Source organism: Spiroplasma sp. hyd1, from assembly GCF_016082235.1.
In the GTDB taxonomy this organism is placed as follows: domain Bacteria; phylum Bacillota_I; class Bacilli_A; order Mycoplasmatales; family Mycoplasmataceae; genus Spiroplasma; species Spiroplasma poulsonii.
The window spans coordinates 39,093-64,359 of record NZ_JXYY01000002.1 but is presented as its reverse complement, the minus strand read 5'-3'; the positions used below and the strand labels follow the sequence as shown (position 1 = coordinate 64,359).

Annotated in this window: 27 protein-coding genes; all 27 read left to right on the top strand. The window is 30.0% G+C overall.

All coding sequences use genetic code 4. The annotated features are described in order from the left end of the window. Nucleotides 1–281: 281 nt before the first annotated feature. The 27 genes from upp (at nt 282) to TS70_RS08245 (ending at nt 25,259) form a co-directional block, all read left to right on the top strand. Nucleotides 282–905 (top strand): uracil phosphoribosyltransferase, encoded by a 624-nt coding sequence (gene upp, locus TS70_RS00770; RefSeq protein WP_232332206.1) that lies wholly within the window; start codon nt 282–284, stop codon nt 903–905. Continuing rightward, entirely contained in the window at nt 874–1,335 is a 462-nt protein-coding gene (locus tag TS70_RS08795; RefSeq protein WP_133165081.1) for an MG406 family protein, read from the top strand. Before upp ends, TS70_RS08795 begins: the two co-directional genes overlap by 32 nt. Next, complete coding sequence (locus TS70_RS00760) at nt 1,319–2,146, top strand: F0F1 ATP synthase subunit A (RefSeq protein ID WP_241460068.1); 828 nt, start codon at nt 1,319–1,321, stop codon at nt 2,144–2,146. Before TS70_RS08795 ends, TS70_RS00760 begins: the two co-directional genes overlap by 17 nt. A gap of 51 nt (nt 2,147–2,197) precedes the next feature. Next, a complete protein-coding gene (gene atpE / locus TS70_RS00755) occupies nt 2,198–2,485 on the top strand; it encodes an ATP synthase F0 subunit C (RefSeq protein ID WP_040094327.1) in 288 nt (95 codons plus the stop codon). Between the two features lie 49 nt (nt 2,486–2,534). Beyond that, on the top strand, nt 2,535–3,062 hold the full coding sequence (gene atpF / locus TS70_RS00750) for a F0F1 ATP synthase subunit B (RefSeq protein ID WP_040094325.1): 528 nt from the start codon (nt 2,535–2,537) through the stop codon (nt 3,060–3,062). A gap of 6 nt (nt 3,063–3,068) precedes the next feature. Continuing rightward, nucleotides 3,069–3,617: a F0F1 ATP synthase subunit delta gene (locus tag TS70_RS00745; RefSeq protein WP_232332203.1), complete on the top strand. Its 549-nt coding sequence runs from the start codon at nt 3,069–3,071 to the stop codon at nt 3,615–3,617. A 17-nt stretch (nt 3,618–3,634) separates the two neighbouring features. Next, nucleotides 3,635–5,206, top strand: coding sequence for a F0F1 ATP synthase subunit alpha (gene atpA, locus TS70_RS00740; protein WP_198049110.1), 1,572 nt, complete (start codon nt 3,635–3,637; stop codon nt 5,204–5,206). Between the two features lie 15 nt (nt 5,207–5,221). Further along, nucleotides 5,222–6,079 (top strand): ATP synthase F1 subunit gamma, encoded by an 858-nt coding sequence (gene atpG, locus TS70_RS00735; RefSeq protein ID WP_040094318.1) that lies wholly within the window; start codon nt 5,222–5,224, stop codon nt 6,077–6,079. A gap of 15 nt (nt 6,080–6,094) precedes the next feature. Further along, nucleotides 6,095–7,492 carry a F0F1 ATP synthase subunit beta gene (gene atpD / locus TS70_RS00730; RefSeq protein WP_040094317.1) on the top strand — a complete coding sequence of 466 codons (1,398 nt, stop codon included), beginning with the start codon at nt 6,095–6,097 and terminating at the stop codon, nt 7,490–7,492. Nucleotide 7,493: 1 nt separating this feature from the next. After that, nucleotides 7,494–7,757 carry a FoF1 ATP synthase subunit delta/epsilon gene (locus TS70_RS00725; protein ID WP_127092524.1) on the top strand — a complete coding sequence of 88 codons (264 nt, stop codon included), beginning with the start codon at nt 7,494–7,496 and terminating at the stop codon, nt 7,755–7,757. Nucleotides 7,758–7,877: 120 nt separating this feature from the next. Then, complete coding sequence (locus TS70_RS00720; RefSeq protein WP_040094314.1) at nt 7,878–8,708, top strand: Cof-type HAD-IIB family hydrolase; 831 nt, start codon at nt 7,878–7,880, stop codon at nt 8,706–8,708. Between the two features lie 14 nt (nt 8,709–8,722). Continuing rightward, nucleotides 8,723–9,574 carry an HAD-IIB family hydrolase gene (locus TS70_RS00715; protein WP_198049109.1) on the top strand — a complete coding sequence of 284 codons (852 nt, stop codon included), beginning with the start codon at nt 8,723–8,725 and terminating at the stop codon, nt 9,572–9,574. A gap of 84 nt (nt 9,575–9,658) precedes the next feature. Continuing rightward, nucleotides 9,659–9,955 carry a preprotein translocase subunit SecG gene (secG, locus tag TS70_RS00710; protein WP_040094313.1) on the top strand — a complete coding sequence of 99 codons (297 nt, stop codon included), beginning with the start codon at nt 9,659–9,661 and terminating at the stop codon, nt 9,953–9,955. Nucleotides 9,956–10,033: 78 nt separating this feature from the next. Beyond that, nucleotides 10,034–12,151, top strand: a complete 2,118-nt coding sequence (rnr, locus tag TS70_RS00705; RefSeq protein WP_198049108.1) for a ribonuclease R — start codon at nt 10,034–10,036, stop codon at nt 12,149–12,151. Continuing rightward, nucleotides 12,148–12,600 (top strand): SsrA-binding protein SmpB, encoded by a 453-nt coding sequence (gene smpB / locus TS70_RS00700; RefSeq protein ID WP_416375053.1) that lies wholly within the window; start codon nt 12,148–12,150, stop codon nt 12,598–12,600. Before rnr ends, smpB begins: the two co-directional genes overlap by 4 nt. Before the next feature lie 117 nt (nt 12,601–12,717). Further along, on the top strand, nt 12,718–13,476 hold the full coding sequence (locus TS70_RS00695; RefSeq protein WP_198049107.1) for a hypothetical protein: 759 nt from the start codon (nt 12,718–12,720) through the stop codon (nt 13,474–13,476). A 102-nt stretch (nt 13,477–13,578) separates the two neighbouring features. Then, nucleotides 13,579–14,580, top strand: coding sequence for an alcohol dehydrogenase catalytic domain-containing protein (locus TS70_RS00690; protein ID WP_198049106.1), 1,002 nt, complete (start codon nt 13,579–13,581; stop codon nt 14,578–14,580). Nucleotides 14,581–14,608: 28 nt separating this feature from the next. After that, a complete protein-coding gene (gene ftsY / locus TS70_RS00685; protein ID WP_040094302.1) occupies nt 14,609–15,595 on the top strand; it encodes a signal recognition particle-docking protein FtsY in 987 nt (328 codons plus the stop codon). Next, nucleotides 15,595–15,915 (top strand): YlxM family DNA-binding protein, encoded by a 321-nt coding sequence (gene ylxM, locus TS70_RS00680; protein WP_040094300.1) that lies wholly within the window; start codon nt 15,595–15,597, stop codon nt 15,913–15,915. Before ftsY ends, ylxM begins: the two co-directional genes overlap by 1 nt. 12 nt (nt 15,916–15,927) lie before the next feature. Continuing rightward, nucleotides 15,928–16,728, top strand: a complete 801-nt coding sequence (locus tag TS70_RS00675; protein WP_040094297.1) for a TIGR00282 family metallophosphoesterase — start codon at nt 15,928–15,930, stop codon at nt 16,726–16,728. 16 nt (nt 16,729–16,744) lie between these two features. After that, nucleotides 16,745–17,686, top strand: coding sequence for a hypothetical protein (locus TS70_RS00670; RefSeq protein WP_040094294.1), 942 nt, complete (start codon nt 16,745–16,747; stop codon nt 17,684–17,686). A gap of 256 nt (nt 17,687–17,942) precedes the next feature. Then, the gene (gene metK / locus TS70_RS00665) at nt 17,943–19,094 is read left to right on the top strand and encodes a methionine adenosyltransferase (protein ID WP_198049105.1); all 1,152 of its coding nucleotides are present in this window, start codon (nt 17,943–17,945) and stop codon (nt 19,092–19,094) included. A 44-nt stretch (nt 19,095–19,138) separates the two neighbouring features. After that, a complete protein-coding gene (locus TS70_RS00660; protein ID WP_040094290.1) occupies nt 19,139–19,960 on the top strand; it encodes a Cof-type HAD-IIB family hydrolase in 822 nt (273 codons plus the stop codon). Nucleotides 19,961–20,075: 115 nt separating this feature from the next. Continuing rightward, nucleotides 20,076–20,609: a helix-turn-helix domain-containing protein gene (locus TS70_RS08255; protein WP_040094289.1), complete on the top strand. Its 534-nt coding sequence runs from the start codon at nt 20,076–20,078 to the stop codon at nt 20,607–20,609. A gap of 20 nt (nt 20,610–20,629) precedes the next feature. Then, a complete protein-coding gene (gene potA, locus TS70_RS00650) occupies nt 20,630–21,682 on the top strand; it encodes a spermidine/putrescine ABC transporter ATP-binding protein (RefSeq protein ID WP_127092534.1) in 1,053 nt (350 codons plus the stop codon). 12 nt (nt 21,683–21,694) lie between these two features. Next, on the top strand, nt 21,695–22,663 hold the full coding sequence (gene potB, locus TS70_RS08250) for a spermidine/putrescine ABC transporter permease (RefSeq protein WP_198049104.1): 969 nt from the start codon (nt 21,695–21,697) through the stop codon (nt 22,661–22,663). 85 nt (nt 22,664–22,748) lie between these two features. Continuing rightward, a complete protein-coding gene (locus tag TS70_RS08245) occupies nt 22,749–25,259 on the top strand; it encodes an ABC transporter permease subunit (RefSeq protein WP_241460070.1) in 2,511 nt (836 codons plus the stop codon). Nucleotides 25,260–25,267: the final 8 nt, after the last annotated feature.

Here is a 25,267-nt window from a genome sequence, read left to right as displayed (position 1 = left end):
GCTCAAAACTATCGTGGCGAATTACAAATTGTTACGAAACGAATGGCCAATGATGGCATTCGTAATTGAGTTGGACAATTGGATGAAAACGAGCAAAAGATTGTTGATTGTTTAATATCAAATCGTGAGTTTAGTTTTAATTTAATTTAGCAAAAAACTTAACAGCTTGTTAAGTTTTTTTGTTTAAGCATTTTAATTTTTATGGGTAATTGTTTATTAAATCTTGGTATCTTTTCTTTATTTATGTTAAAATCTAATAAATTAAGGAGGAAAAATAATTAATGTCATTTACGGTAATAAAACATCCCCTAATTTTAGATAAATTAACAAGGATGCGTAAGAAAGAAAGTAACTCAAAGGTGTTTAAGGAAAATCTAGATGAAATTGCCCAATTAATGGCTTACGAAATATTTCGTGAGATTGAATTAAAGGAATTTAAAATTGATACACCAGTAGCAAAAACAAAAGGATATAAAATTGCGAATGATATTGTTTTGTTTCCAATTTTAAGAGCCGGTTTAGGAATGGTTGATGGAATTATTAATTTAGTTCCAAATGCTAAAATTGGTCACATTGGATTATATCGTGATGAAAAAACACTAGAACCTCATGAGTATTTTGCTAAAAAACCAGAAAATATTATCAAGGCAAATGTTTTAGTTTTAGATCCAATGTTAGCAACAGGAGGTAGTGCTAATCTTGCAATTCAAAAGGTAAAAGAATGAGGAGCAACTAATATTAAACTAGTATGTTTAGTTGTTGCACCAGAAGGTAAAGCATATATTGAAAAACATCATCCTGATATTGATATTTATGTTGCTGCTTTAGATGAACGATTAGATGAACATGGTTATATTATTCCCGGTCTAGGTGATGCAGGAAACCGTATTTTTGGAACTAAATAAAAAGAATAAATTACATTGAAAAAAACATTTTAAAGGTGTAGAATATAAAATGTCAATAATAAGTTTAATTATGTTTTTGGGAATATTTGCGATATTGACGATTATATATTTGACTTTAAAACAGGACTGAACTTTATACTCGGGATTAGTCTTAGGGTATTTGTTTTCTCTTATAGGTTTCTTAATCATTTGCTTTTCGGGATGATTGTTAAGTATAAGTTTAAATAAGTACTTTTTTATCTTATTGTACCTAGTTCGCTTAGTTATTTATGCTATACCAATAGTTATTTATGCTAAGAATACTAGTTTTTTTAGTATATATACGGTAATTGTGGGTATTAGTCTTTGTCCTTTATCGTCATTATTTGTTAATATTAAATTTTCAAGTCATAAGCACAGAAAGGAAGGGATAAATGGTGATGAAAGTTAATTTTTGTCAACTTTTTGTAATGGATTTAATTCCTGATCCAAATAAAACTGGAATGGACGCATGAAGTTATACAATTTTATTACCGCAACTAGTAACGATAGTATTAACTACTTTTATTATTATGCTTTTATCAATTGGTTATTATAAACGGTTAAAAAAAATTGGTCCAACTGATGTTCCAACAGGCTTAGTACTTTTTGCTGAAATTGCAATTAAATGAGTTGAAAAGCAAGTTGTGGACTTAATGGGACCAAAATATAAATTCTTAACAGTTTATGTTATGTACTTATTATTGTATGTTGGTATTGGTAATTTAATGAGTGTTGTTGGATTTGATTCACTGGCAACAGCTTATACAGTGCCACTATCAATGGGGTTAGTTACTTTTATTGGAATATATTATTTTGGGATTAAATATCAAAAACTAATGTATTTTAAAAAATTTATTGTTAACCCATTAGAATTATTAACGCAATTTGTGCCGTTAATTTCAATTTCATTTCGTCTATTTGGAAACATTTTAGGGGGAACAGTTATTATTGCTTTATTTACCGCTTTAATGAGCTTTATTTGAGGACAAATTCCTTATATTGGGCCAGTTGATTTATTAGCGGGAGTATTTTTACCATTTTTAAGTATTTATTTTGATGTTTTTGATGGTCTAATCCAAGCGTATATTTTTTCTATCTTAACAATTGCGTATTGGGCGATGGAAATGCATACTGATGAAAAAACCGATAAAGAAAAAACAATTAAATTAAAAAAACATAAAAAAATAAAAAATGTTCAAAATGTCCACTTAAATAGGTAAAAAAGTATTAAAATAAAATTATATATTTTTAAAGAAGAGGAGAATTACAATATGTTAGATTTAATGTCAAATATGATTGGCGTATGATTAATGGCAGGAATTAATGATGGGTTTACCAAAGGAATGTCTTTATTAGGAGCAGGATTAGCTGCGATTGGATGTTGTGGTTCAGGAATTGGGCAAGGATACACTGGGGGGAAAGCAGTTGAAGCGATTGCTCGTAATCCAGAAGTTGAGGGGAAAGTTCGTACCCAATATATTATTGCTGCTGCTATTACTGAATCAGGTTCAATTTATGCATTAGTTATTGCGATTATTTTAGCATTTGTTACTGGTTAATAATTAATAATATTAAAAGAATTTTAAAACAGAAAGGTTTGGATGTCTTATGTTATGATTAATGTCAAAACCAATTGAGCCAGCAGAAATTATTAATCAACTATTTCCAAATTTATGAATTTTTATTGCTCATGTTATTGCAACAATTATTTTACTAATTTTATTATCAAAATGAGTATATAATCCATTTCGTAAAGCAATGCGTGCTCGTCGTAATAAAATTCGTGAATTAATTCAAGATGCTGCTGATAAACAAGCAAAAGCAACAATTGATCAGAAAGAAGCATCAAAATTGCTGACAACAGCAAAAGTAGAAGCTAATGGGATTCTTGCTGATGCGCGGACTGAAGCAGAAACAAAACAACATCAAGTGTTAGAAACAGCAAAAGCGGAAGTAGTTCGTTTAAATGAACAAGCACATAAAGAAATACAAAAAGAAAAAGAACAATATAAAGATGATATTCGAAAATCAATTATTAATATTGCGTTTAATGCAGCTGAACAATTATTAGAAAACGAAATCACAAAAGAAAAAAATGAAAAATTAGTAGAAGATTTTATTAAGGATTTAGACTAGAACATTATGTTAGTTAGTAGTGAAAAATTTATTGATAATTACGCTGCTGCTTTAATGGATTTAGCGCTTGAAACAAAAAAATTTGATCATTATTTAGAAGTAAGTAATATGATTGTTGAATTATTTAAACAAGATCCAGAATATGTTAAATTAATGATGAATGCTGATATTACTAAAGAAGAACGCAAAAAAATATTAGCGAAACCATTTCAGAAGGCGGTTGATCCGTTAATTCTAAATGCGCTTTTTTTATTAATTGACCGAGAAGCCTTTTGTTATGTTCGAAGAATTTTTAAGCGTTTGCGAAAAATTATTAATATTAGTTATGATGTTCAATATGGTAATATTTTTTCAATACAACCGTTAACAAAAAAACAAATTGAAATAATTGAGAATAAATTAAGTAAAAAATTTGGATATCATATTGAATTAGTTAATAAAATTGACCCATCATTACTTGGCGGTGTTCGCGTTAAAATTAAACATGAAATTATTGATGGTTCGATTGCGGGCCAATTAGAAACAATGCGCCAAAAAGCAATACATAATAAATAGAAGATGGGGTGGAAAAAGTGGCTTTAAATATAAATAAAATTTCTGAAATAATTAAAAAACAGATTAAAGAATATGGAAAGAAAATTGAAATTCATGAAGAAGGAACTGTTGTTACCGTTGGCGATGGAATTGCTTTAATTGATGGACTTGATAATGCGATGATGAGTGAGTTATTAATTTTTCCAAACGAAATTTATGGGATGGTGCTAAATTTAGAAGAAGGTGCTGTTGGTGCTGTATTAATGGGAGATGATACAACTGTCCGTGAAGGTGACCAAGTTCGTCGTTCAAGAAAAATTGTTGAAACACCTGTTGGCGATGCTCTATTGGGTCGTGTTGTTAATGCTTTAGGTCAACCAATTGATGGAAAAGGACCATTGAAAGCAACAAAAACAAGACCAGTTGAAAGAATTGCGCCAGGAGTTATGACTAGAAAATCAGTTGACCAACCGATGGAAACAGGAATTATGACAATTGACGCGATGATTCCAATTGGAAAAGGGCAACGGGAATTAATTATTGGTGATCGTCAAACCGGAAAAACAGCAATTGGAATTGATACAATCTTAAATCAAAAAGGAAAACATGTAAAATGTATTTATGTTGCAATCGGACAAAAAGCATCAACTGTTGCTCAAATTGTTGAAAAACTGCGTGCAGCAGGGGCAATGGAATATACGACTGTTGTTTCAGCAACAGCAAGTGAATTAGCACCATTGCAATATTTAGCGCCTTATACTGGTGTGACAATTGGAGAAGAATGAATGGAATCAGGCGATAATGTTATTATTATTTATGATGATCTTTCCAAACATGCTGTTGCTTATCGAACAATGGCTTTGTTATTACACCGCCCACCAGGTCGTGAAGCGTATCCGGGGGATGTTTTCTATTTGCATAGTCGTTTATTAGAACGAGCAGCGCGAGTAACAAAAGAATATGGGGGTGGAAGTATTACCGCCTTGCCAATTGTTGAAACACAAGCTGGTGATATTTCTGCTTATATTCCAACAAATGTTATTTCAATTACCGATGGTCAAATATTTTTAAATAATGATCAGTTTAATGCTGGAATTCGTCCTGCTGTTGATGCTGGGTTATCAGTGTCACGGGTAGGATCAGCGGCACAAATTAAAGCAATGAAACAAGTAGCGGGTTCTTTAAAATTAGAATTAGCACAATATCGTGAACTGCAAGCTTTTGCTCAATTTGGTTCGGATTTAGATGATACAACGAAAGAAGTATTAGAGCACGGAAAACGGGTAATTGAAATTTTAAAACAAAAACAATATGCCCCGCTTTCACAAATTGACCAAGCAATTATTTTATTAGCAGTTAATAAAAAAAGAATTCGTTGAGTTCCAGTTGATAAAATTCAGGAGTTTAAGGAAGAAATTATTGAACATTTTGATACAAAAGCAAAAAAATATTATGATGAATTAGCACAAGAAAAAGCTTATAGCGAAACTTTAATGACAAATATTGATCATGAAATTATTAGTGTTGTGAAAAAAGTTACTAACAAAATTGCAGATTATAATCCAGAACGATTTGGGCGAATTGAAGAATGAAATAAACTAGGACGATAAAAAAGGTTATTAAAAATGGCAGTCGGAACAGGTTTAAAAAAACAAATTACTTCAATTAATTCAACTTCAAAAATAACACAGGCAATGAAGTTAGTCGCTACCGCAAAATTAAAAAAAGTTGGAAAACGAATTTCTAATGCAAAACCATATTTTGCTGAAGTTTATACCGTTTTTAACGATATCATTAGTAAAGCGGATGATTCAATTTATCAGAAAAAAGGCCCAACTAAGGCTAGTATTAAAACTTGTTGAATTATTGTTAATTCAAATCTTGGTTTATGTGGTGGTTATAATATTAATATTAATAAATTAGTTTTAAAAGAATTGCGTCCAAATGATTGTATTATTGCAATTGGGTCAAAAGCAGAATCATTTTATCTTCATAAAGGTTTTAAAATTATGCATACGAAAAAAGACATTGATATTAATTTTTCATATGATGATGCTCGTGAATTTGCTCAAGAAATTCTATCTGGTTTTAATAGTAACACTTATGATGAAATTAAAATTGCTTATACAAAATTTATTAATAATGTTACTTTTGAACCAACCATCTTACAATTGTTGCCAATTGTTAAAGCAAGTAGTAAAGAAGAAACTAAACACCTACATGTTATTACTGAATTTGAACCAGACCCAGCAACAATTTTGGAAAATGCAGTACCAATGTATTTAAATACAATTTTATTTTCAACAATTGTTGAGTCACAAGTTTCTGAACAAGCATCACGAAGAGTAGCAATGGAAAATGCAACCGATAATGCTAACGCAATGTTAGAAAAGTTATCATTATTATATAATCGTAAGCGTCAAGCAGCAATTACTCAAGAAATTATGGAAATTGTTGCTGGAGCAGGCGCACAAGAAAATTAAGAGGTGATTAGAAAAATGGAGAAAAATGGAAAAGTAGTACAGGTATTAGGACCTGTTGTTGATGTACGGTTTGCCGAAGAATATTTACCTGAATTGTACAATGCGATTATGGTTGATAATAATGGAACTAAATTAGTTTTAGAAGTTGTTCAACACATTGGTGATGATACTGTTCGGACAATTGCGTTAGGACCAACCGAAGGAATGGTCCGGGGAATGGAAGTTATTGATACCAAAGCCCCAATTACAGTTCCTGTTGGTGAAGAAGTGCTGGGAAGAATGTTTAATGTGCTTGGGGAAGCAATTGATGAAAAACCGCAACCAAAAACAAAATTAATGCGACCAATTCACCGTGAGGCACCATCCTATGAAGAACAACAAACAACTGCTGAGATTTTAGAAACAGGAATTAAAGTTGTTGATTTATTAGTACCTTTTGCAAAGGGAGGAAAAATTGGATTGTTTGGAGGAGCCGGAGTTGGAAAAACTGTTTTAGTACAAGAATTAATTAATAACGTTGCAAAAGCACACGGAGGAATCTCTGTCTTTGCTGGTGTTGGTGAACGAACTCGTGAAGGTAATGATTTGTATTATGAAATGATTGAAGCTGGTGTTATTGACAAAACAGCATTAGTGTTTGGACAAATGAATGAAACACCAGGTGCTCGTATGCGGGTTGCTTTAACGGGATTAACAATTGCGGAATATTTCCGTGATGATAAAAACCAAGATGTTTTATTATTTATTGATAATATTTTCCGTTTTACGCAAGCTGGTTCTGAAGTTTCAGCCTTATTAGGTCGTATGCCTTCAGCAGTTGGTTATCAACCAACATTAGCAACAGAAATGGGAGCATTGCAAGAACGAATTACTTCCACTAAAAAAGGAAGTATTACTTCCGTTCAAGCCGTTTATGTTCCAGCGGATGATTTAACTGATCCCGCACCAGCAACAACGTTTGCTCACTTAGATGCTAAAGTTGTTTTAGATCGTGAAATTGCGGCATTAGGAATTTATCCGGCGGTTGATCCACTAGGAAGTTCATCACGATTGTTAGATCCATTAATAGTTGGTGAAGAACATTACGAAGTTGCACAGGGTGTCCAAGAGATTCTACAAAAATTTAAAGAGTTACAATCAATTATTGCCATTTTAGGAATGGATGAGTTATCAGATGAAGATAAGTTAGCTGTTGCCCGTGCAAGAAAAATTCGAAACTTTTTATCACAACCGTTCTTTGTTGCTGAGAAATTTTCAGGAAAACAAGGAAAGTATGTTCCTGTTGTTGAAACAATTCGTGCTTTTAAAGAAATTTTAGCGGGAAAATATGATGATTTACCAGAGCAACCGTTTTTATATGTTGGAACAATTGATGAGGTTATTAAAGCAGCAACTGCTTTAAAACATAATTAAAATGGCTAATCAAATTGCTTTAAAAATTATTACTCCACAAGGGGTAATTGTTGATAATCCAGTTGATATTGTGACAGTAAGAACAATTACTGGTTATATGGGAATTTTGTATGGTCATATTCCGCTTGTTTCAACGCTTACTCCATCAGAAATGTCATATAAAATTAATAATCAAGAGCACAAGTTAAACATTGGGGGAGGAATTTTACAAGTTGAACAAGAATTTGTTAAAATTCTAACTGATGAAGTTGAAGTTATTAATTAAATAAGAAAAAATAAAATCTCTTTTTGAGATTTTTTATGTTAATTATAGTAAAAACACGATAAGATAATAAGTAATAAGTAATAAGTAATAAGTAATAGGTAGTAGAAAGTGGGAATTCCTATGGCAGTAAAAATGATTGTTTGTGATATTGATGGGACATTAGTGACAGATAAAGAAAAAGTGATTCCATTAGCTAATATTGAAGCATTAAAAAAGGCCCAAGCCGCCGGGATTTTAGTAACAATTGCATCAGGACGAGTACCAAGTAGTCTCTATGATTATGCTATGACGCTGGGGATTATTGATAATTGTCAGTATGTTGTTGGTAGTAATGGTGGTGCTGTTTTAAATTTAAAAACTAATGAGTATGTTTATGATGAAATAATTTCATATGAAGATACGTTATGAGCAATGGCAATTGTCAAAAAATTTGGTTATGATTTTTATTTAGCTCCTCTTGATGAACAAAAGGCTTTTGTTTCACGGAAAAATGTTATCACAGAAGATACTTTTTTATTTCGTAACAGTGATATAAAACCAGAACTACTTGATTGAAATAACATTCCGCAAATGTGCAAAGTTGTTATTTCTTGTCATGATGAAGAAAAACAAAATTGATTACGTCAACAAGTTGCTGTTAGTGCCACGTTACGTACGGAGGTTACTGGCTATGGTTTTATTGAAATTATTCCAAAGAATGTTAATAAATGGCAAGGAATCTTGCGATTAACGGCGGCGTTGAAAGATAATGCAAATATTCACATTGACTGAGATGAAATTATGTGTTTTGGTGACCAAATGAATGATTATGAAATGATTAAAAATGCAAAATATGGCATCGCGTTAGCTAATGCGACACAACAATTAAAAGAAGTTGCAACAGCTGTTACGAGTAAAGATAATAATGCGGCAGGAATTGCAGATTACCTTTATCAAACTATTTTAAAATAGAAAATGAGGTCCAAATGTTAAAAATTAATGATCACGAAATTAAGTTAATTGTAACTGATGTTGATGGAACATTAATTACCGATCACCAAGAGTTACCCGTTCTTGTTCAAAATAAATTAATTGTTTTGCAAGAACAAGGGGTTTATGTTTCAATTGCTTCAGGACGAATGCCGTTGGGATTTGATAATTATACAACAGCATTAAAAATTAAGGATTATTCACAATATGTCATTGGAGCAAATGGATCATTAGTTTACAATGCGAAAAATAACAAAATTGTTTATAGTAATTTATTGACTGTTGATGATGTTCGTGCTGTTGTTACAATTTTATTAGAATACCAGTGTGAGTTTACTATTTCATATGAAAATGATAATACTTTGTATTGTGCTGGTGAAGTCCTTTTAAAAGCGAAGTCCGAGCCAGACGCTTTTTTAGATGGAATGAAAATAGCAAAACCATTTCAGTTTGATGAAATTAAACGCGCAAATAAAATTGTTGCAAAACATCTGTCGCGAACAGTTTTTCACGAAATGTTTCAGGTGTTGAAGCAAATGCAAAATATTAATGTTGAGCAATTATCAGATTATGGTTGTGATATTGTTCATGTTCAATCAAACAAAGGTGAAGCAATTTTGCATTTAGTTGATATTTTAAACCAGACCCAAAAGACAAATATTAAAATTGAAAATGTTTTATACTTTGGTGATAATTATAATGACCGTTCTGCTTTTGAAGTTTTGCCCTATGCTATTGCAATGGAACATGCCCCAACGGAAGTATTAAAACTAGCTTTTGATGTTGCTGGTAGTAATAATGCCGGTGGAATTTATCATTATTTAAATAAACTTGAACAAAATAATTAAAAATTACCGTTAAAATGCTATAATTTTCTTGATATTATAGTATGATTAATAAGGACATAAATTAAGTTAGAGAGGACGGTTTTAATGAGCCTATCAAGTATGATGCTTTTAGCAATTGATTCACAAACAGCTAATACGGTTATCTATGTTTTTGAAATTGTGGCATTAATTGTTTCAATTATTATGATTATCATTGGGTTGCTGCAAAACAAAAAAGCCCAAACTGGTTTAAGCGCTTTGAACGGTGGTAATGATGAATTATTTGCTAATAGTAAAGAAAGAGGATTAGACCGTACATTATCAATTTTTATGTTAAGCTTTGGATCAACATTATTAATTGTTACATTGTTGATAAGTTTATTGACCAAAGTGTTATTTTAAAAAAGTAGATTACTAATAATGGCATTAATTTTAAAGAGATTTAAAAATGTCTCTTTTTTCATTTAGGGGGGAAGTTGTATGTATGATCAAATCATTGCGATTTTAAAAAAACAAGCAAAGCCGCTTGATACAATTGAATTAGCACAACTATTGGCAATTAATAATATTGATGATAATAAGATGATGTTAAAAACTTTAGTTGAACTAGAAAATGATAATATTATTGCGGTTGCAAACCATAATCGTTTTTACTATTTAGATCCAAAAGTTTATTTACAAGGAGTTGTAAGTGTTAATAAAAAAGGATTTGGTTTTGTTAAAATTGGCGAAGGCCAAGAAGAGTATTTTATTACGCAAGATGATTTAAATAATGCATTAGATCAAGATTCTGTTTTATTTGTTTTAAAAAAACATAAACCTAATAATAATGCCAGAAAAATTGAAGCACAAGTTATTAAAGTTGTTAAACGAAATAATGAATATGTTGTTGGAGTTGTTAAAAAAAATCGTAATAATCAAAAGTATCTAGAAATTTTAAATAATAAATTAACACAGTATCGTGCTGAAATTATTGATTTTAAAGAAGCAATTGAAAATACAATTATTAAAGGGAGCATTGTCAATATTAATAGTAAGACCAATTTAATGCAAGTTAAGATTGCTGAAATTATTGGCAATGCTAATCAAGTTGGTGTTGATGTTTTAGCAGTCTTACATGAATTCAATATTCCCACTAAATTTAATGAGCAAGTCTTACGTGAGGCCAACCAAATTAAACAAGAGCTTGATGTAACAGAAGCATTAAAAAATAAATTACGTCGTGATTTACAAAATGAAATGTTTGTAACAATTGACGGTAATGATTCAAAAGACTTCGATGATGCAATTTTAGTTAAGAAAAATGCGAACGGGAATTACTTACTATCAGTTGCAATTGCTGATGTTGCACACTATGTTCCCTCGAATAGTGCCCTTGATAAAGAAGCCTTTGACCGGGGGTGTTCAATTTATCTAATTGATCGGGTTGTGCCAATGTTACCAGAAAAATTAAGTAACGGTATTTGTTCGTTAAATCCGTTTGAACCACGTTTAACATTAACTTGTGAAATGGAAATTGATGGACAAGGGCATGTTGTTACTTCAAGTATTTATGAATCTGTTATAATTTCAAAAGCACGGTTAACTTATGATGAGGTTAATAAATTTTTTCAAAATGAAAAAAACCAAATTCCTCTTGCGTTAATAGAGATGCTTTCTTTGGCCCATCAGTTGTACCAAATTTTAGCAAGAAAAAAACAACAAGATGGTGTTGTTGATTTTGATTTAGATGAACCGAAATTTATTGTTGATAAAAATGGTAAAATTAAAGATATCATTACTCGTGAACGTGCGGATGCTGAAAAGTTAATTGAAAGTTTTATGATTCGTGCAAACGAAACTGTTGCTGAAACAATTCACTGAATGGATTTACCATTTGTTTATCGTATCCATAATAAACCAAAACCAAAAAAATTATTTGATTTGTATACCCAGTTGTCTTATTTAGGATTAAATATTAAAGGTAAAATGGAAAATATTCATTCTAAAGATTTACAACAAATTTTAAATAAATTAAAAGACAAAGAAAACTTTAAAGTTATTTCAGCATTAGTTTTACGCAGTATGGAAAAAGCTAAGTATAGTCCAATTAATGATGGCCACTTTGGATTAGCGTCGTGGTGTTACACGCATTTTACTTCTCCAATTCGGCGTTATCCCGATTTAATTGTTCATCGATTATTAAAAGAATATTTGTTTCAGGCAAAAGTTAAAGTTACTGATTTGGAACAAACACGCGCTTTGGTTGGCCATGCCAGTCAGCAATCATCATTAGCAGAGTTACGAGCAATGGAATGTGAACGAGAAGTTGATAAGATGAAAGAAGCAGAGTATATGGAAAGCAAAATTGGTTATCAATATGATGGAATTGTGGCTGGTGTAACAGCATTTGGAATTTTTGTTGAGTTACCAAATACGATTGAAGGATTGGTTCACATTACTGATTTAAATGATGACTATTATCTTTTTGATGAAAAAAGTTTAAAATTAGTTGGAGAACGAAAACGAAAAGAATATTTTTTAGGAAAAAAAGTTCGGATAAGAGTTAAAAAAGCAAGCAAGAAATTACGACAAATTGATTTTGAATTAGTTAATTAAGCAAGGAGTTGATCATAATGTTAATAATTACAATTAATAAGCGTGCACGGTATAATTATGAAATTATTGAAACTTATGAAGCGGGCCTTGCTTTAACAGGAAGTGAAATTAAATCAATTCGAAATAATGATGTTTCAATTAATGAAGCATTTGTTATTATTCGTAAAAAGGAAGCATTTATTATTAATATGGTGATTGCACAATATAAATTTTCAACAGCTTATGTTCCTGATGCTGATCGTACCAGAAAACTACTTTTACATAAATCTGAAATTAAAAAGATTTTGCAACGAATTAAATTAGAACGACTAACAATGGTTCCATTAAAGTTGTATTTAAAAAATAATTATGCTAAATTGGAAATTGCTCTAGTTCGTGGGAAGAAGAATTATGATAAACGAGAACTAATTAAGCAACGTGATAATGAACGTTTACGTCAAAAGCGTTAATAAATAAAATAAAAAGTTGGGAAGGTTAGGGTTTGCGGGAGCTAGTGCCTTCCTTTTTATTGCGGTTTGTAGTATAATTAATATGATAATTTTTTTTAACTAAAAGGGGTAAATAATATGAAATGAGATCCACAGCAAACGATTGAAATATTAAAGGAATATGTTTATAGTAAAAATCGAATTGATGAATATCGTAATCGAGTTACCTTATCAAATTTACAATTGCCACCTTTTTATGTCAAAGAAAATAATAATCAGTCAATGTCATCAGTTGTTGTGCGCTTCATTAATGAAAAAGAAATTAAAAAAACATATGATAAGGAAACTTATCAATGAATTGTGACAAGTTTAGAAGAAACAATTTTAAATTCACTAAAAATGGCAGAAAATATTGTTGGTATTCATCGTCATGAAGATATTTATTTAGCATTATATGAAGATGATGGTGATTTAGATTATTTAATTGAAATTGCTAATTATATTAATACAACTGTTAAAATTATTGACTATACGTTATATGAAAAATATCAAACGGTAAAAGAAGTAAAAGTTGGAATTGGAATTGCAAATGATCCTTCCGAAGAAAAAATTTATGATTTAGAAGATAGTTTTTTAGTTCCCTTTGATGATGGCACAAAAGATAGTGTCCAGTTAGCAGAGATGTATGCAGCAGAAGTTATTATTTTTAATAACTTACCAGTTTGTATTGATGCATGAGTTTTTGTGAATTTAAATGATGAGAATCAGGAATTAATTCGAAAAAATTCTCGCCAATATTTTAATACTAAAATGCCACACCAACGATTATTTACTGATTTAGTTGATCCTAAGATTGGACTAGAAATTGAACAGGGAACATTACAAGTTTCAGAATAAGTTAAAACAATGTTATTTAAAGTTGTTCTAGCTTATTCTTTTTTATTTGATATTGTTATTATTTGGGTATAATCATAGGTAGAAGGAAAAGAGGGCAAAAATATGAAAGCATTAATTTTTAAAGGAAAAAATAAAATTGAATGAACAGAAACGACGGAACCAGTTATTGTCGAACCGACAGATATTATTGTAAAAATTGAAGGGTTTACTTTTTCACATGCCGATTATCGTCCTTATTTGGGCCAAGACGATAGTGTTGCTCTAAATACAATTATGGGACACGAAGGGGTTGGTATTGTGACTGCTGTTGGTGGCAGTGTTATTAATCTTAGGGTTGGTGATCGTGTCGCAATTGGTTGTATTACGCATTGCAACATTTGCCAGTGGTGTCTTCGAAAAGCTTTTGCAAAATGTGTTAATGGTGGTTTTATTTTGGGAACAAAAATTAATGGAACACATGCTGAATATGTTCGCATCCCATATGGTGACAATAGTGTAATCAAAATCTCTTCTACAATAAAGTTAGCTGATGCATTAATGCTTAGTGATGTTTTACCAACGGCTTATGAGAATGTTATTAAAAAAGTTGATTTTCAAAATATTAATAATATTGCAATTATTGGTGATGGTCCAATCGGCCTTGCAGTTCTTTTGTTAATAAATAAATATCATAAAGAAGTTGATGTCTATGGTCATCATAGTCGAAAATTAGATTATTTTGAAAAACTTGGAGCACATAAGGGATATGATAGTACTAAAACTAGTCTTAATATTAAATACGATTTAGTAATTGAATGTGTTGGGCATGATCGGGGAACCTTTGAACAAGCTCAACAAATGGTTAATTTTAATGGTACAATTATTACAATCGGTGTTTTTAATAAATCTGTTGTTTTTAATTTACAACAATTATGATACCAAAATATTACTGTTCACACTGGGATCTTAAATGTTTATACTCTTGATGAATTAGTTACAAAAATTGAAGCAAAGGAAATTTCACCAATGCAGTTAGTAACAAAAGCTTTTAATAAAAATCAAGTCTTACAAGCTTATGAAGCTTTTATGGACAAAGATATATTTAAAGTTGTGGTGAAATTATAGTACGAAATAGAATAGGGTGAAGTTAAAAATGGGTTTTTTCCAAAGATTAAAAGCAAAGCGAGAAGAAAAAAAACAAGTTAAATTAGAAAAAGCATTACGTAAAACAAGATTAACTTTTTCAAATGATATTAAAAAATTAGCAAATAAATATAAAGAATATGATGATGAATATTTAGAAGATTTAGAAGCAATTTTGATTGCTAGTGATATGGGAATGAACATGGTTTTGCAAATTACCGATCAAATTCGAAAAAAAGTGCAAAAAGGATGAAGCATTGATGATACTAATGATTATTTGGTCGAAGTAATTATGGATTTATATAATGATCCCAAAAGTAAACAAAACCAATTAAATTTAAAAGATAACCGTTTAAATGTTATTTTAATGGTTGGTGTTAATGGGGCTGGAAAGACAACAACACTTGCCAAATTAGCTAAACAATTTCTTGACCAAGGGAAAACTGTTTTATTGGTTGCGGGCGATACGTTCCGAGCTGGAGCTGTTGAGCAATTAAACCAATGAGCAATGCGATTAAAAGTTAATATTGTCAAACCAGTTAAAGAAGGACAAGACCCCGCCAGTGTAATTTATGATGGTTTAATAAAAGCAAAAAACGAACAAGTTGATGTCGTTATAATTGATACGGCAGGGCGTTTACAAAATAAAGTCAATTTAATGAATGAATTAGATAAAATTAATCGCATTATTAAACGAGAAATTTTTGATGCTCCGCATGAAACATTATTAGTAATTGATGGGGTGACTGGTCAAAATGGGATTTCACAAGCAAAGAATTTTTCAGAAGTGACAAATGTGACCGGGATTGTCTTAACGAAAATGGATGGAACTGCTAAGGGTGGTGTTGTTTTATCAATTAAAGATCAGTTAAATATTCCAGTTAAATTAATTGGTCTTGGTGAACAACCAGAAGATTTACAAGAGTTTGATATAGAACAATATATTTATAATTTGACAAAAGATTTATTTAATCATGATGAAGTGGATGAAGCATAATGAAAGATTTAGAAAAATCAAATGAATTAATTATTTTATATGATTTATATAATTCGTTATTAACACCTAAGCAAGTTAAGTATTTTGAATTATATTTTTTTGATGATTATTCTTTAAGTGAAATCGCTGGGCAAAAAAACGTTTCTCGTAATGCAGTTTATGATTCATTATTAAAAATTACAAACGCATTGCACAAATTTGAAAATAACCTACAATTAAGTTATAAACAACAACAACGTGAAGTTGTTTGTCAACAGTTTGATAAAATTGATGAATGTGTTCCATTAATAAAAAAATTAAAAGAAATTGATAATGATTAAGGAGAGGCTCGAATGAATATTTTAATGATTGGTGATATTTATGCTAAGACTGGTCGGATAGCAGTTAATAAGTATTTACCTTTACTAGTAAAAAAATACAACCTACATTTAGTTATTGCTAATGGTGAAAATACAACCCATGGGAAATCTATTTCAAAGCACCATTACAATGAATTAAAATCATATGGTATTAATATTATTACTTCTGGTAATCATATTTTTCGTAATCCTGAAGTATTAAATTATATTGAGGAAATTAATGACTTATTGAAGCCAGCAAATATGAATTCATTTACGCCGGGGAACGGTACTGTTAAAATTAAAATTAATAATAAGAAAATCCGGATAACTAATTTAATGGGACGCAGTTTTATGGACCCAGTTGATAATCCCTATGCTGTTTTTGAAGAAATTCTGGTAAATGATGATAGTGATTTACATTTTGTTGATTTTCATGCAGAAGCTAGTGCTGAAAAATTAGCATTTGCTTGAAATTATGATGGCATAATTACTGGTTTTTTTGGAACACATACGCATGTGCAAACAGCAGATAACCGGTTATTACCACGAGGAACAGGATATATTACTGATGTTGGAATGTGTGGAAGTTATAATTCAATCATTGGGGCTAATCCCACTGAAATTATTATTAAAGAAAAAATGGGGTTACCATTACGATTTGAACCAGCAGAAAATGATGATCAATTAATTTTTTCTGCTGCGTTATTAGAAGTTGATGATAAGACAAATAAAGCAGTTAAAATTGAACGAATTTTAATTCGCCCGGAAAATGAAGCAGACTTTTTGGAATAAAAGAAGGAGAAGTTAAATGACTAGTTTTATTAAAACAGATCTTATTATTGTTATTTGTGCCATCGTAGGGATTTTTCTTTGCTGTTATTTGCTTTTTCGATTTTACCGTCTTTTTAATAAAAAAGCCAAACCAGGACAAATTCAACTACCAGAATATATTGAAAATAAACATTTTCTTACTACTGATCAGTATGAATTAACAACATTGGGAACAGTTAATAAGGATAGTGAATATATTCTTTTGGCAGTGCATGACTTATATGGAGCGAAAGAGAATTTTATGGGATTAGTTAATAATGATGAGCTATTAAAAAACAAAATAAGTGTTATTACTTTTAACCAACGAAATGTCAAGGATAATGTTTCAGCGCGCATCAAAAATGTTGGGGTTTTAGTTAACGACATTTTTGATGTCATTACGGCATTAAAAAATAAATACGAACAGCAAAAGATTATTTTGTTATTAGAAGGTTTTTCGATTAGTTTAATTGGTTTATTGTTAAAAAAGCAACCATTAGTTGAAAAGGTTATTTTAGTTAATCCAGTTACTAATCATAAAGGAATTCGTTTTTCAATTACTAGTAAAATTGGTATTGGTATTGGTTTTATTTTTAACTTAGATAAGTTACTTAAAATCCACATTGATTATCAAGTTTTAAGTCAAAATGAAAGTTATAGTCAATTAATGTTGCAAAAAGAACAGACGTATTTTTTAAATCAAATTTTACAATTTAATTATTTAAATAAAAAACTTCTTAAACAACTTAATAAAATAAAACTAACCACTTTAATTGTTCAAGCAGAAAATGATAAATTTTATAATAATAAAAAAGTAAACTTAATTAACAATAAAATGATTAACATTGTCAAAGTTTCAGTAGCAAAGCATTATCTTTTTACTGATAAAAATATTGATCATAAAATTTTTACAGAAATTATTAATTTAAAACAAAATTAATTAATTTTTAAGTTATAATAAATATGTTGTCAAGTAACAACATAAAACTTATTTTGAAGTGGTTAGTACGCTAAACAATGATCCACTAGCAACCCTATATTTAATTAGAAGGTGCTTTTAGCAGGGCAAGATGATATGCTACCAATAAGATTTATTAGTTATTGAATAAAGTTAACTATTAATTTAAGTGTAAACATATTATTATTAATGCCACATTATTATGATGTGGTTTTATTTATGATTAAGGAGAAAAGGTATGAAGAAAGAGAAAATTTTATTTACTTCTGAATCAGTTTCAGAGGGACATCCTGATAAAATTTGTGATCAAATTTCTGATGCTGTTTTAGATGCTTGTTTACGAGAAGACCCGTTTTCACGAGTTGCTTGTGAGTGTTTTGTTACAACGAACCGTGTTATTATTGGCGGTGAAATTACAACAAAAACAAACATTGACTATGCAGCAGTAGCGCGAAAAGTGTTAAAAGAAATTGGTTATAATAATGCTGAATGAGGAATTGACTGAGAAACTTGCGAGATTGAAGTTTTAATTAAAACACAATCACCAGATATTTCCCAAGGGGTTGATAATTTTGGCGCTGGTGATCAAGGGATTATGTTTGGTTATGCGACAAACGAATCAGATAATTATATGCCATTAGCCATTTCGTTAGCCCATGCATTAGTTAAAAGAGCAAGTATTTTACGAAAAGAAGGAATTTTTCACGGAGCTCGTCCGGATATGAAATCACAAGTGACATTAGATTTAACAAATTCTAAAAATATTTTTATTGATACAATTTTAATGTCAATTCAACATGATGAAGATATTGATGAAAAGAAATTTAAAGGATTCGTTATTACCGAAATTATGGAACCAGTTGTGAAAGAATTTAAAATGAATTTAGATTTTAAAGTATTGATTAATCCAACTGGACGTTTTGTAATTGGAGGACCAAAGGGAGATGCTGGATTAACTGGCCGGAAAATTATTGTTGATACATATGGTGGTTATGCTCGCCATGGCGGGGGTGCTTTTTCTGGTAAGGATGGAACAAAAGTTGATCGTTCGGCGGCTTATATGACACGCTATGTTGCCAAAAATATTGTTGCAGCAGGATTAACTGAACGTTGTGAGATTCAATTATCTTATGCAATTGGTGTTGCAGAACCAATTTCAATTTTTGTTGAAACCTTTGGAACAAATCTGGTTTCTAATGATGTAATTTTAACGGCTATTAAAGAGAACTTTGATTTTCAACCACAAGCAATGATTGCAAAATTAGAATTACAAAAACCAATTTATCAACAAACAGCAACTTATGGTCATTTTGGTCGTTATCATAGTGAATTACCATGAGAGAAATTAGATAAAGTCCAAAGTTTAGTCAAATATCTGTTGGTTTCTTAAATTTTAGATATAATTAAAAGAAAGGAAATAAGGAGAAAGAACTAATGGAATATAAGTTAATTGCGCTTGATTTGGATGGAACAACAGCTCATCGAAATCAAATTTCAAAACAAAACATTGCTGCAATTAAATGAGCGTTAGCAAATGATATTAAAGTAATTATTGCCACTGGGCGTAGTATTGGAGCAATTCGAAAAGTGACAAAAAAATTAGGAATTATTGAAAAACAAATTCCAGTGATTGGTTTTAATGGTGGAATTATTTATGATTTTGCTAAGGAAAAGATTATTCAACAAAATGCTTTTACAAATGAAGAATTAATTACTGTTTTTAATATTGCTAATGAATATCGTATTCAATTATGAGCTTATTCTGTTGCTAATGATCATTTAGCCTATGTTAATACTAACCATGGTTTTATGGTGAAATGAATGAGTATTCATACAAAACGAAAAAGAATTTTAGTTAAAAATAGTAATACTTTGCACGACCAAGCATATAAGTTTGTTGTTAGTGGTAAAAAGGAAGCTGTTTTAAAATTTAAAGCAAAAATTTTAGTGAAATACGAGTTTAATGTTTTTGATTCATCATATTTAACAAATCAGAGTTTAAATTTAGAAATTAGTCCAAAAAATAGTGATAAAAAAGATGCTTTAGAGTATTTGACAAAGATATATAATATTCAGCCTGCGGAAGTTATTGCCATGGGTGATGGTTCAAATGATTATGCAATGTTAAAATGAGCAGGTGTTGGAATTGCAATGGGAAATGCAACAGATGATATCAAGGGTATTTCTGATGATACAACAGCCCATTATCGTCGTTCCGGAGTTGCTAAAGCAATTGATAAGTATTTTAAAAAGTAAAAAATATCAAAAAAGTATTGATATTTTTTTTGTTTTCCCTATAATTAATGTGGTTGTAATTTGAAAACAAAAAGTTTAGTATAACTAAACACAATTACAAAAAGGAGGGGTGCATATGTTACTGGGTGAGAAGATTAAGTTGTTACGTCAAAAAAGCAATTTAACAATTGAAGAATTAGCTAATCGCTGTGAATTAACAAAAGGTTTTATTAGTCAACTTGAACGAGATATTTCTTCGCCTAGTATTGTAACACTTCAAAATATTTTAGAAGTGTTAGGCACCAACTTAGCAGATTTTTTTAAACAAGAAAAAAATAAAAAGTTTGTTTATCAAGCAGATGATCATTATGAAGTTAAACAAGATAATTATCGCATTGAGTGATTAGTTCCGAATGCACAAGCAAACGAATTAGAACCAATTTTAATTCAGATTAAACCACATTGTGAATCCGAACGGATTTTACCATTTGAAGGTGAAATTTTTGGATATGTTTTAAAGGGGACAGTAATGGTTTATTCTGGACCAAAAGCACAAAAAGCACAAGCAAAAGATAGTTTTTATTTATATGGGAACAATCAACATTATTTAAAAAATGAAACAGCTGACATCGTTGAAGTATTATGAATATCAACGCCACCAACATTTTAAGTTGTTAGAAAGGAAAAAAATTGGAAAAAAATATTTTAGAGTTACGTAACATTTCAAAACAATATGATGGGAAAGTTGTTTTAAAAGGGATTAACTTAAACATTAAAGAAGGAGAATTTGTTACATTATTAGGTCCATCTGGATGTGGAAAAACAACAACATTAAGAATTATTGCTGGTTTTGAGCAACCAAATAGTGGTGAATTATTATTTTTAGGAAAAGATTATCTTAAAATTCCGGTTCATAAACGAGAGGTTAATACTGTTTTTCAAAACTATGCTTTATTTCCCCATCTAACTGTTTTTGATAACATTGCTTATGGTTTGAAAATTAAACGAATTAAATATGATGTTTTGGAAGCAGAAGTTAAAAAATTTCTTTTTTTAGTCGGACTAGAAGGTTTTGAAGATAAGTCAGTTGAATTATTATCAGGGGGGCAACGTCAGCGCGTAGCTTTAGCGCGTGCCTTAATTAATAAACCAAAGGTTTTATTATTAGATGAACCAATGGCGGCGTTAGATGTAAAATTACGGAAAAAAATGCAAGCTGAACTAAAAGCTTTACAAGGGGAGATTGGTATTACGTTTATTTTAGTAACGCACGACCAAGAAGAAGCACTAACAATGTCTGATCGAATTATTGTAATGAATGATGGTGCAATCCAGCAAGTTGGAACCCCAACTGAAATTTATAATGAACCAGAAAATATTTGAACCGCACAATTTATTGGTGATTCAAATATTATTTCAAATGCTATTTTCTTAAAAGATAATTGTGTTCAATTTGATGGAAAGAAATTTGAATGTCTTGATCGTGGTTTTGGTGAAAAAGAGGATCAAATTGATATTATGATTCGCCCCGAAGATATTGATATTGTTCCAGTCGGAAAAGGATTTTTTACCGGTGTAGTAACTAGTGTTAATTTTAAAGGTGTTCATTGAGAAATTATTGTTAAATGTAAAGATCGCAAATACTTAATTCATTCAACTGATAAAGTTGAAGAACATGACACAGTTGATATTTCATGACATGTTGAAGATATTCATGTTATGTGAAAAGAGATTGATGATTAAGAGGAGGGTATAATGGCAAACAAAGAAAAACCACCAGGGAAAGTTAAAACTTGATTTAAAAAACAAACTAGTCGTGCTAAATCACGTAGACAACATTTTGCTGCTTGATGTCGAACAAAATATCTCAACATTTCTTATCAGGCAAAACAAAGTAAATGATTTAAACGAGGGTTAAATCCAATTTTATGACCATACATTATTATTATGATTTTATTAATTGTTGTTCCGTTACTAATTATTTTATTATATTCATTTATTCAACCAACCGGAAATAGTTTAGTTTTTGAAATTAATTTTAAAAATTTTGTAACTTTTTTATCAGAACGAAAATTTGTAATTGCATTGCTCTTAGCACTAGGTTATTCATTTATTGCGGCTTTAATTGCAATTGTAATTGCATATCCAGTTGCTTATGTAATGGCCTTTTGTAAGTCAAAACTATTATCAAAAAATATTTGAATTCTTGTAACTTTACCGATTTGAATTAATATGTTATTAAAAATTATTGGATTACAAACCTTATTTAATATTATTGCGCCAGGATTATTGGGGACCCCAATTTCAGTTGTAATTGGGATGGTATATGCTTTTTTACCATTTGTGATTTTACCAATTTATAATAGTTTAGATAAAATTGATAAATCATTAATTGAAGCTTCAAAAGATTTGGGTGCAAATGGTTTTAAAACATTTTGAAAAGTTGTTTTTCGTCAATCAATTCCAGGAATTATTGCTGGAGGAACTTTATTGTTAGTTCAAGCAGCAACTTCTTTAATTATTGTTAAGTTTATGGGGAATGGTCGCATTAATTTAATTGTTGATGTAATTGAATCATATTTCTTTAAAGGCGAAAACTTTGGAATTGGAGCAGCAATCTCAGTTATTTTAGCAATTATTGTCTTTCTGATTATTGTATTATCAAACTTATTATCAAGATATTTTGAAACAAGAAAGGGGCGTCGTAATGAAAAGATTTCTTAAATCATCTTACATGGCATTAATCATGTTGTTTATTTATGTTCCAATTATGATTCTAATTTTGTTCTCATTTAACAGTGGGGAGAGTATGAGTATCTTTAATGACTTTTCTGATCGTTGATATAAACAACTTGCTAATGAACAACCATTTCTACAAAGTATTATTGTTTCTGTTTTTACCGCCCTTATTGCAACAGTTATTTCGGTTATAATTGGAACATTAGCAGCGATTGGTTTAAGTCGTGCCCGTAAGATTACACAAAAAATGACATTATCAATTACTAATATTCCGTTAATTAATGCCGATATTATTACGGCGGTTTCGTTAATGATGTTATTTATTGCCCTGGGAGCTAACTTTGGAATGCTTACCTTAGTACTGGCCCATATTTCGTTTGATGTACCTTATGTAATTATTACTGTTTTACCAAGGTTACGAAAAGTTGATCCAAAATTACTTGAAGCATCATTAGATTTAGGAGCAAAACCATCACAAACCTTACGTAAAATTATTTTACCAATTTTAAAACCAGCAATTATCGCTGCTGCTGCAATTGCTTTTGCAATGAGTTTCGATGATTTCATTATTTCATATTTCACCGGGGGTGATGATGTTAACGTTGCAACATTTATTTACACAATGAAACGAATCAAACCATTCATTAATGCATTTGGAACAATTTGTATTGCAATTATTGCTTTTGTTATTATTGGTTGAAATGGCTGAAATATTTATAAAATTAATTACAATCGTTTACGCCGCGAAATGTTAAAAGGAACATATAAAGATAAAGACATTATGCGTTATGAAATGAAATTAGCATTGCTTTATCATCAACTTAATACTAAAAAATTCCAAAGTGAAAACCAAAAAGAACGTTTACGTTGAAAAATTATTAAATTAGAAAAAAAATATGAAAAAACCTTAGTATGAATTAAAAATAAAAAACAAACTTTTATTGAACGCCAAGAAACTAAAGAGAACATTAACAAAATGTCACGAAAAAAATTTCGTTGATTTTTACGGAGTTGAAAACCATTATTATTAGCAGTCATTTCAGTTGGTTCCGTTGGATTATTAACGGGGGTTTATATTAGTAATAACATTTATGATTTGGCCGTTGCCAATTGAGGTGGTTATATTACTTCTGATTTAATTAGTAATTTTGAGAAAAAATATAATGTTAAAGTTAAATATAGTGTTTATGATAGCAATGAAACATTGTACAATAAATTATATACAACGCATTATGATGTTATGGTTCCAAGTGATTATATGGTCAATAAATTAGCCCAAGAAGGGCGCTTAGAAGAAATTGATTATCAAAAACTAAATGATGTTGATAAAAGTTTTAATATTATTAAACCTAATCCAACATATAATGAAAATAATTCAGGTAAATGAACAATTGGTAATCAGTATTTTAATGATTTAAATATTGATATTACTGCAGTAAAAGAAATTAATCCAGATTTTTATCAAAACTGTGTTGTTTCAACTATTGACCCAACACAATCAAAGTGTTTTGATAAAACATATGCGGCATCATTAAATAATGGTTTGTTAAATATCTTAAATGAAAATAAAATTAAAGGGACTGATAAGTTGGCAGGGCAACCTAATGCTGATGTTAAAACAATTGTAAATTATAGTTTACCATACTTTTGAGGAGAAGTTTCATTAGTTATTAATCCAACAAAAAGTAACTTAGATTTTTTACAAGATATTTTTGCTAAAGCAAATACTAACTTACCAGCACCAGCAAAAGGAAAATTTGGTTATAAACGTGAACAATGAGATCCTGCAACAAATCGTGATCAAATTGCTATTAATGAAGTAACTCACAATAATATTTATTCAAATGGTATTTCATGAGATATTCTTTGGCAAGCAGCAGCTAAAAAACGAGTTTTAGTAAATAATGATCCACGAAATTTATTTATGCTAGCAAATGAAAAAAATTATTTTAGACTAATTCCAAAAACACAAAGCCAAGTTGATGTTGATTATAATCAATTAACAACATTATTAAAAAACAATAATGTTGCTTTGATGAATGATGAATTACTTAATGCTGTTGGTGATGGAAACTTTGATTTTGCATTTATGTATAATGGTGATGCGATTTATGCTGACACATTATTTGCAAATAGTAGAAAAGAAGCCAGCGGTACAAAATTAATTATTACTCGTCCCCGTGCAACAACCCAGTGAACATCACAAACAACTGAAGGAACTAATATTTGAAGTGATAATATGGTATTAGCAAAAGATGCTAAACACAAAGATTTAGCTTATAAGTTTATGAATTATGTTGTTCAAAATGCAACAGCACTAACAGAAGAAGCAAATTATACTTCACCTTATCAACAAGTTATGGATTATGAAAATAATTACAACTATTATAGTAATGTTCATGATCCCGAATCAGGAACAATGGTTAACTATCGTCGTGATTATGTACCGGTGGCAAGATTTGATGAGACGCTTCAACAGTATATTGCTAAACCACAAATTTCCGACGGTCCATTTATGTTGACTGACTTAGATACTTATCTTTTAGATAAATATAATATTTTAATTGCTGGGAAGAATTAGAGATGTAT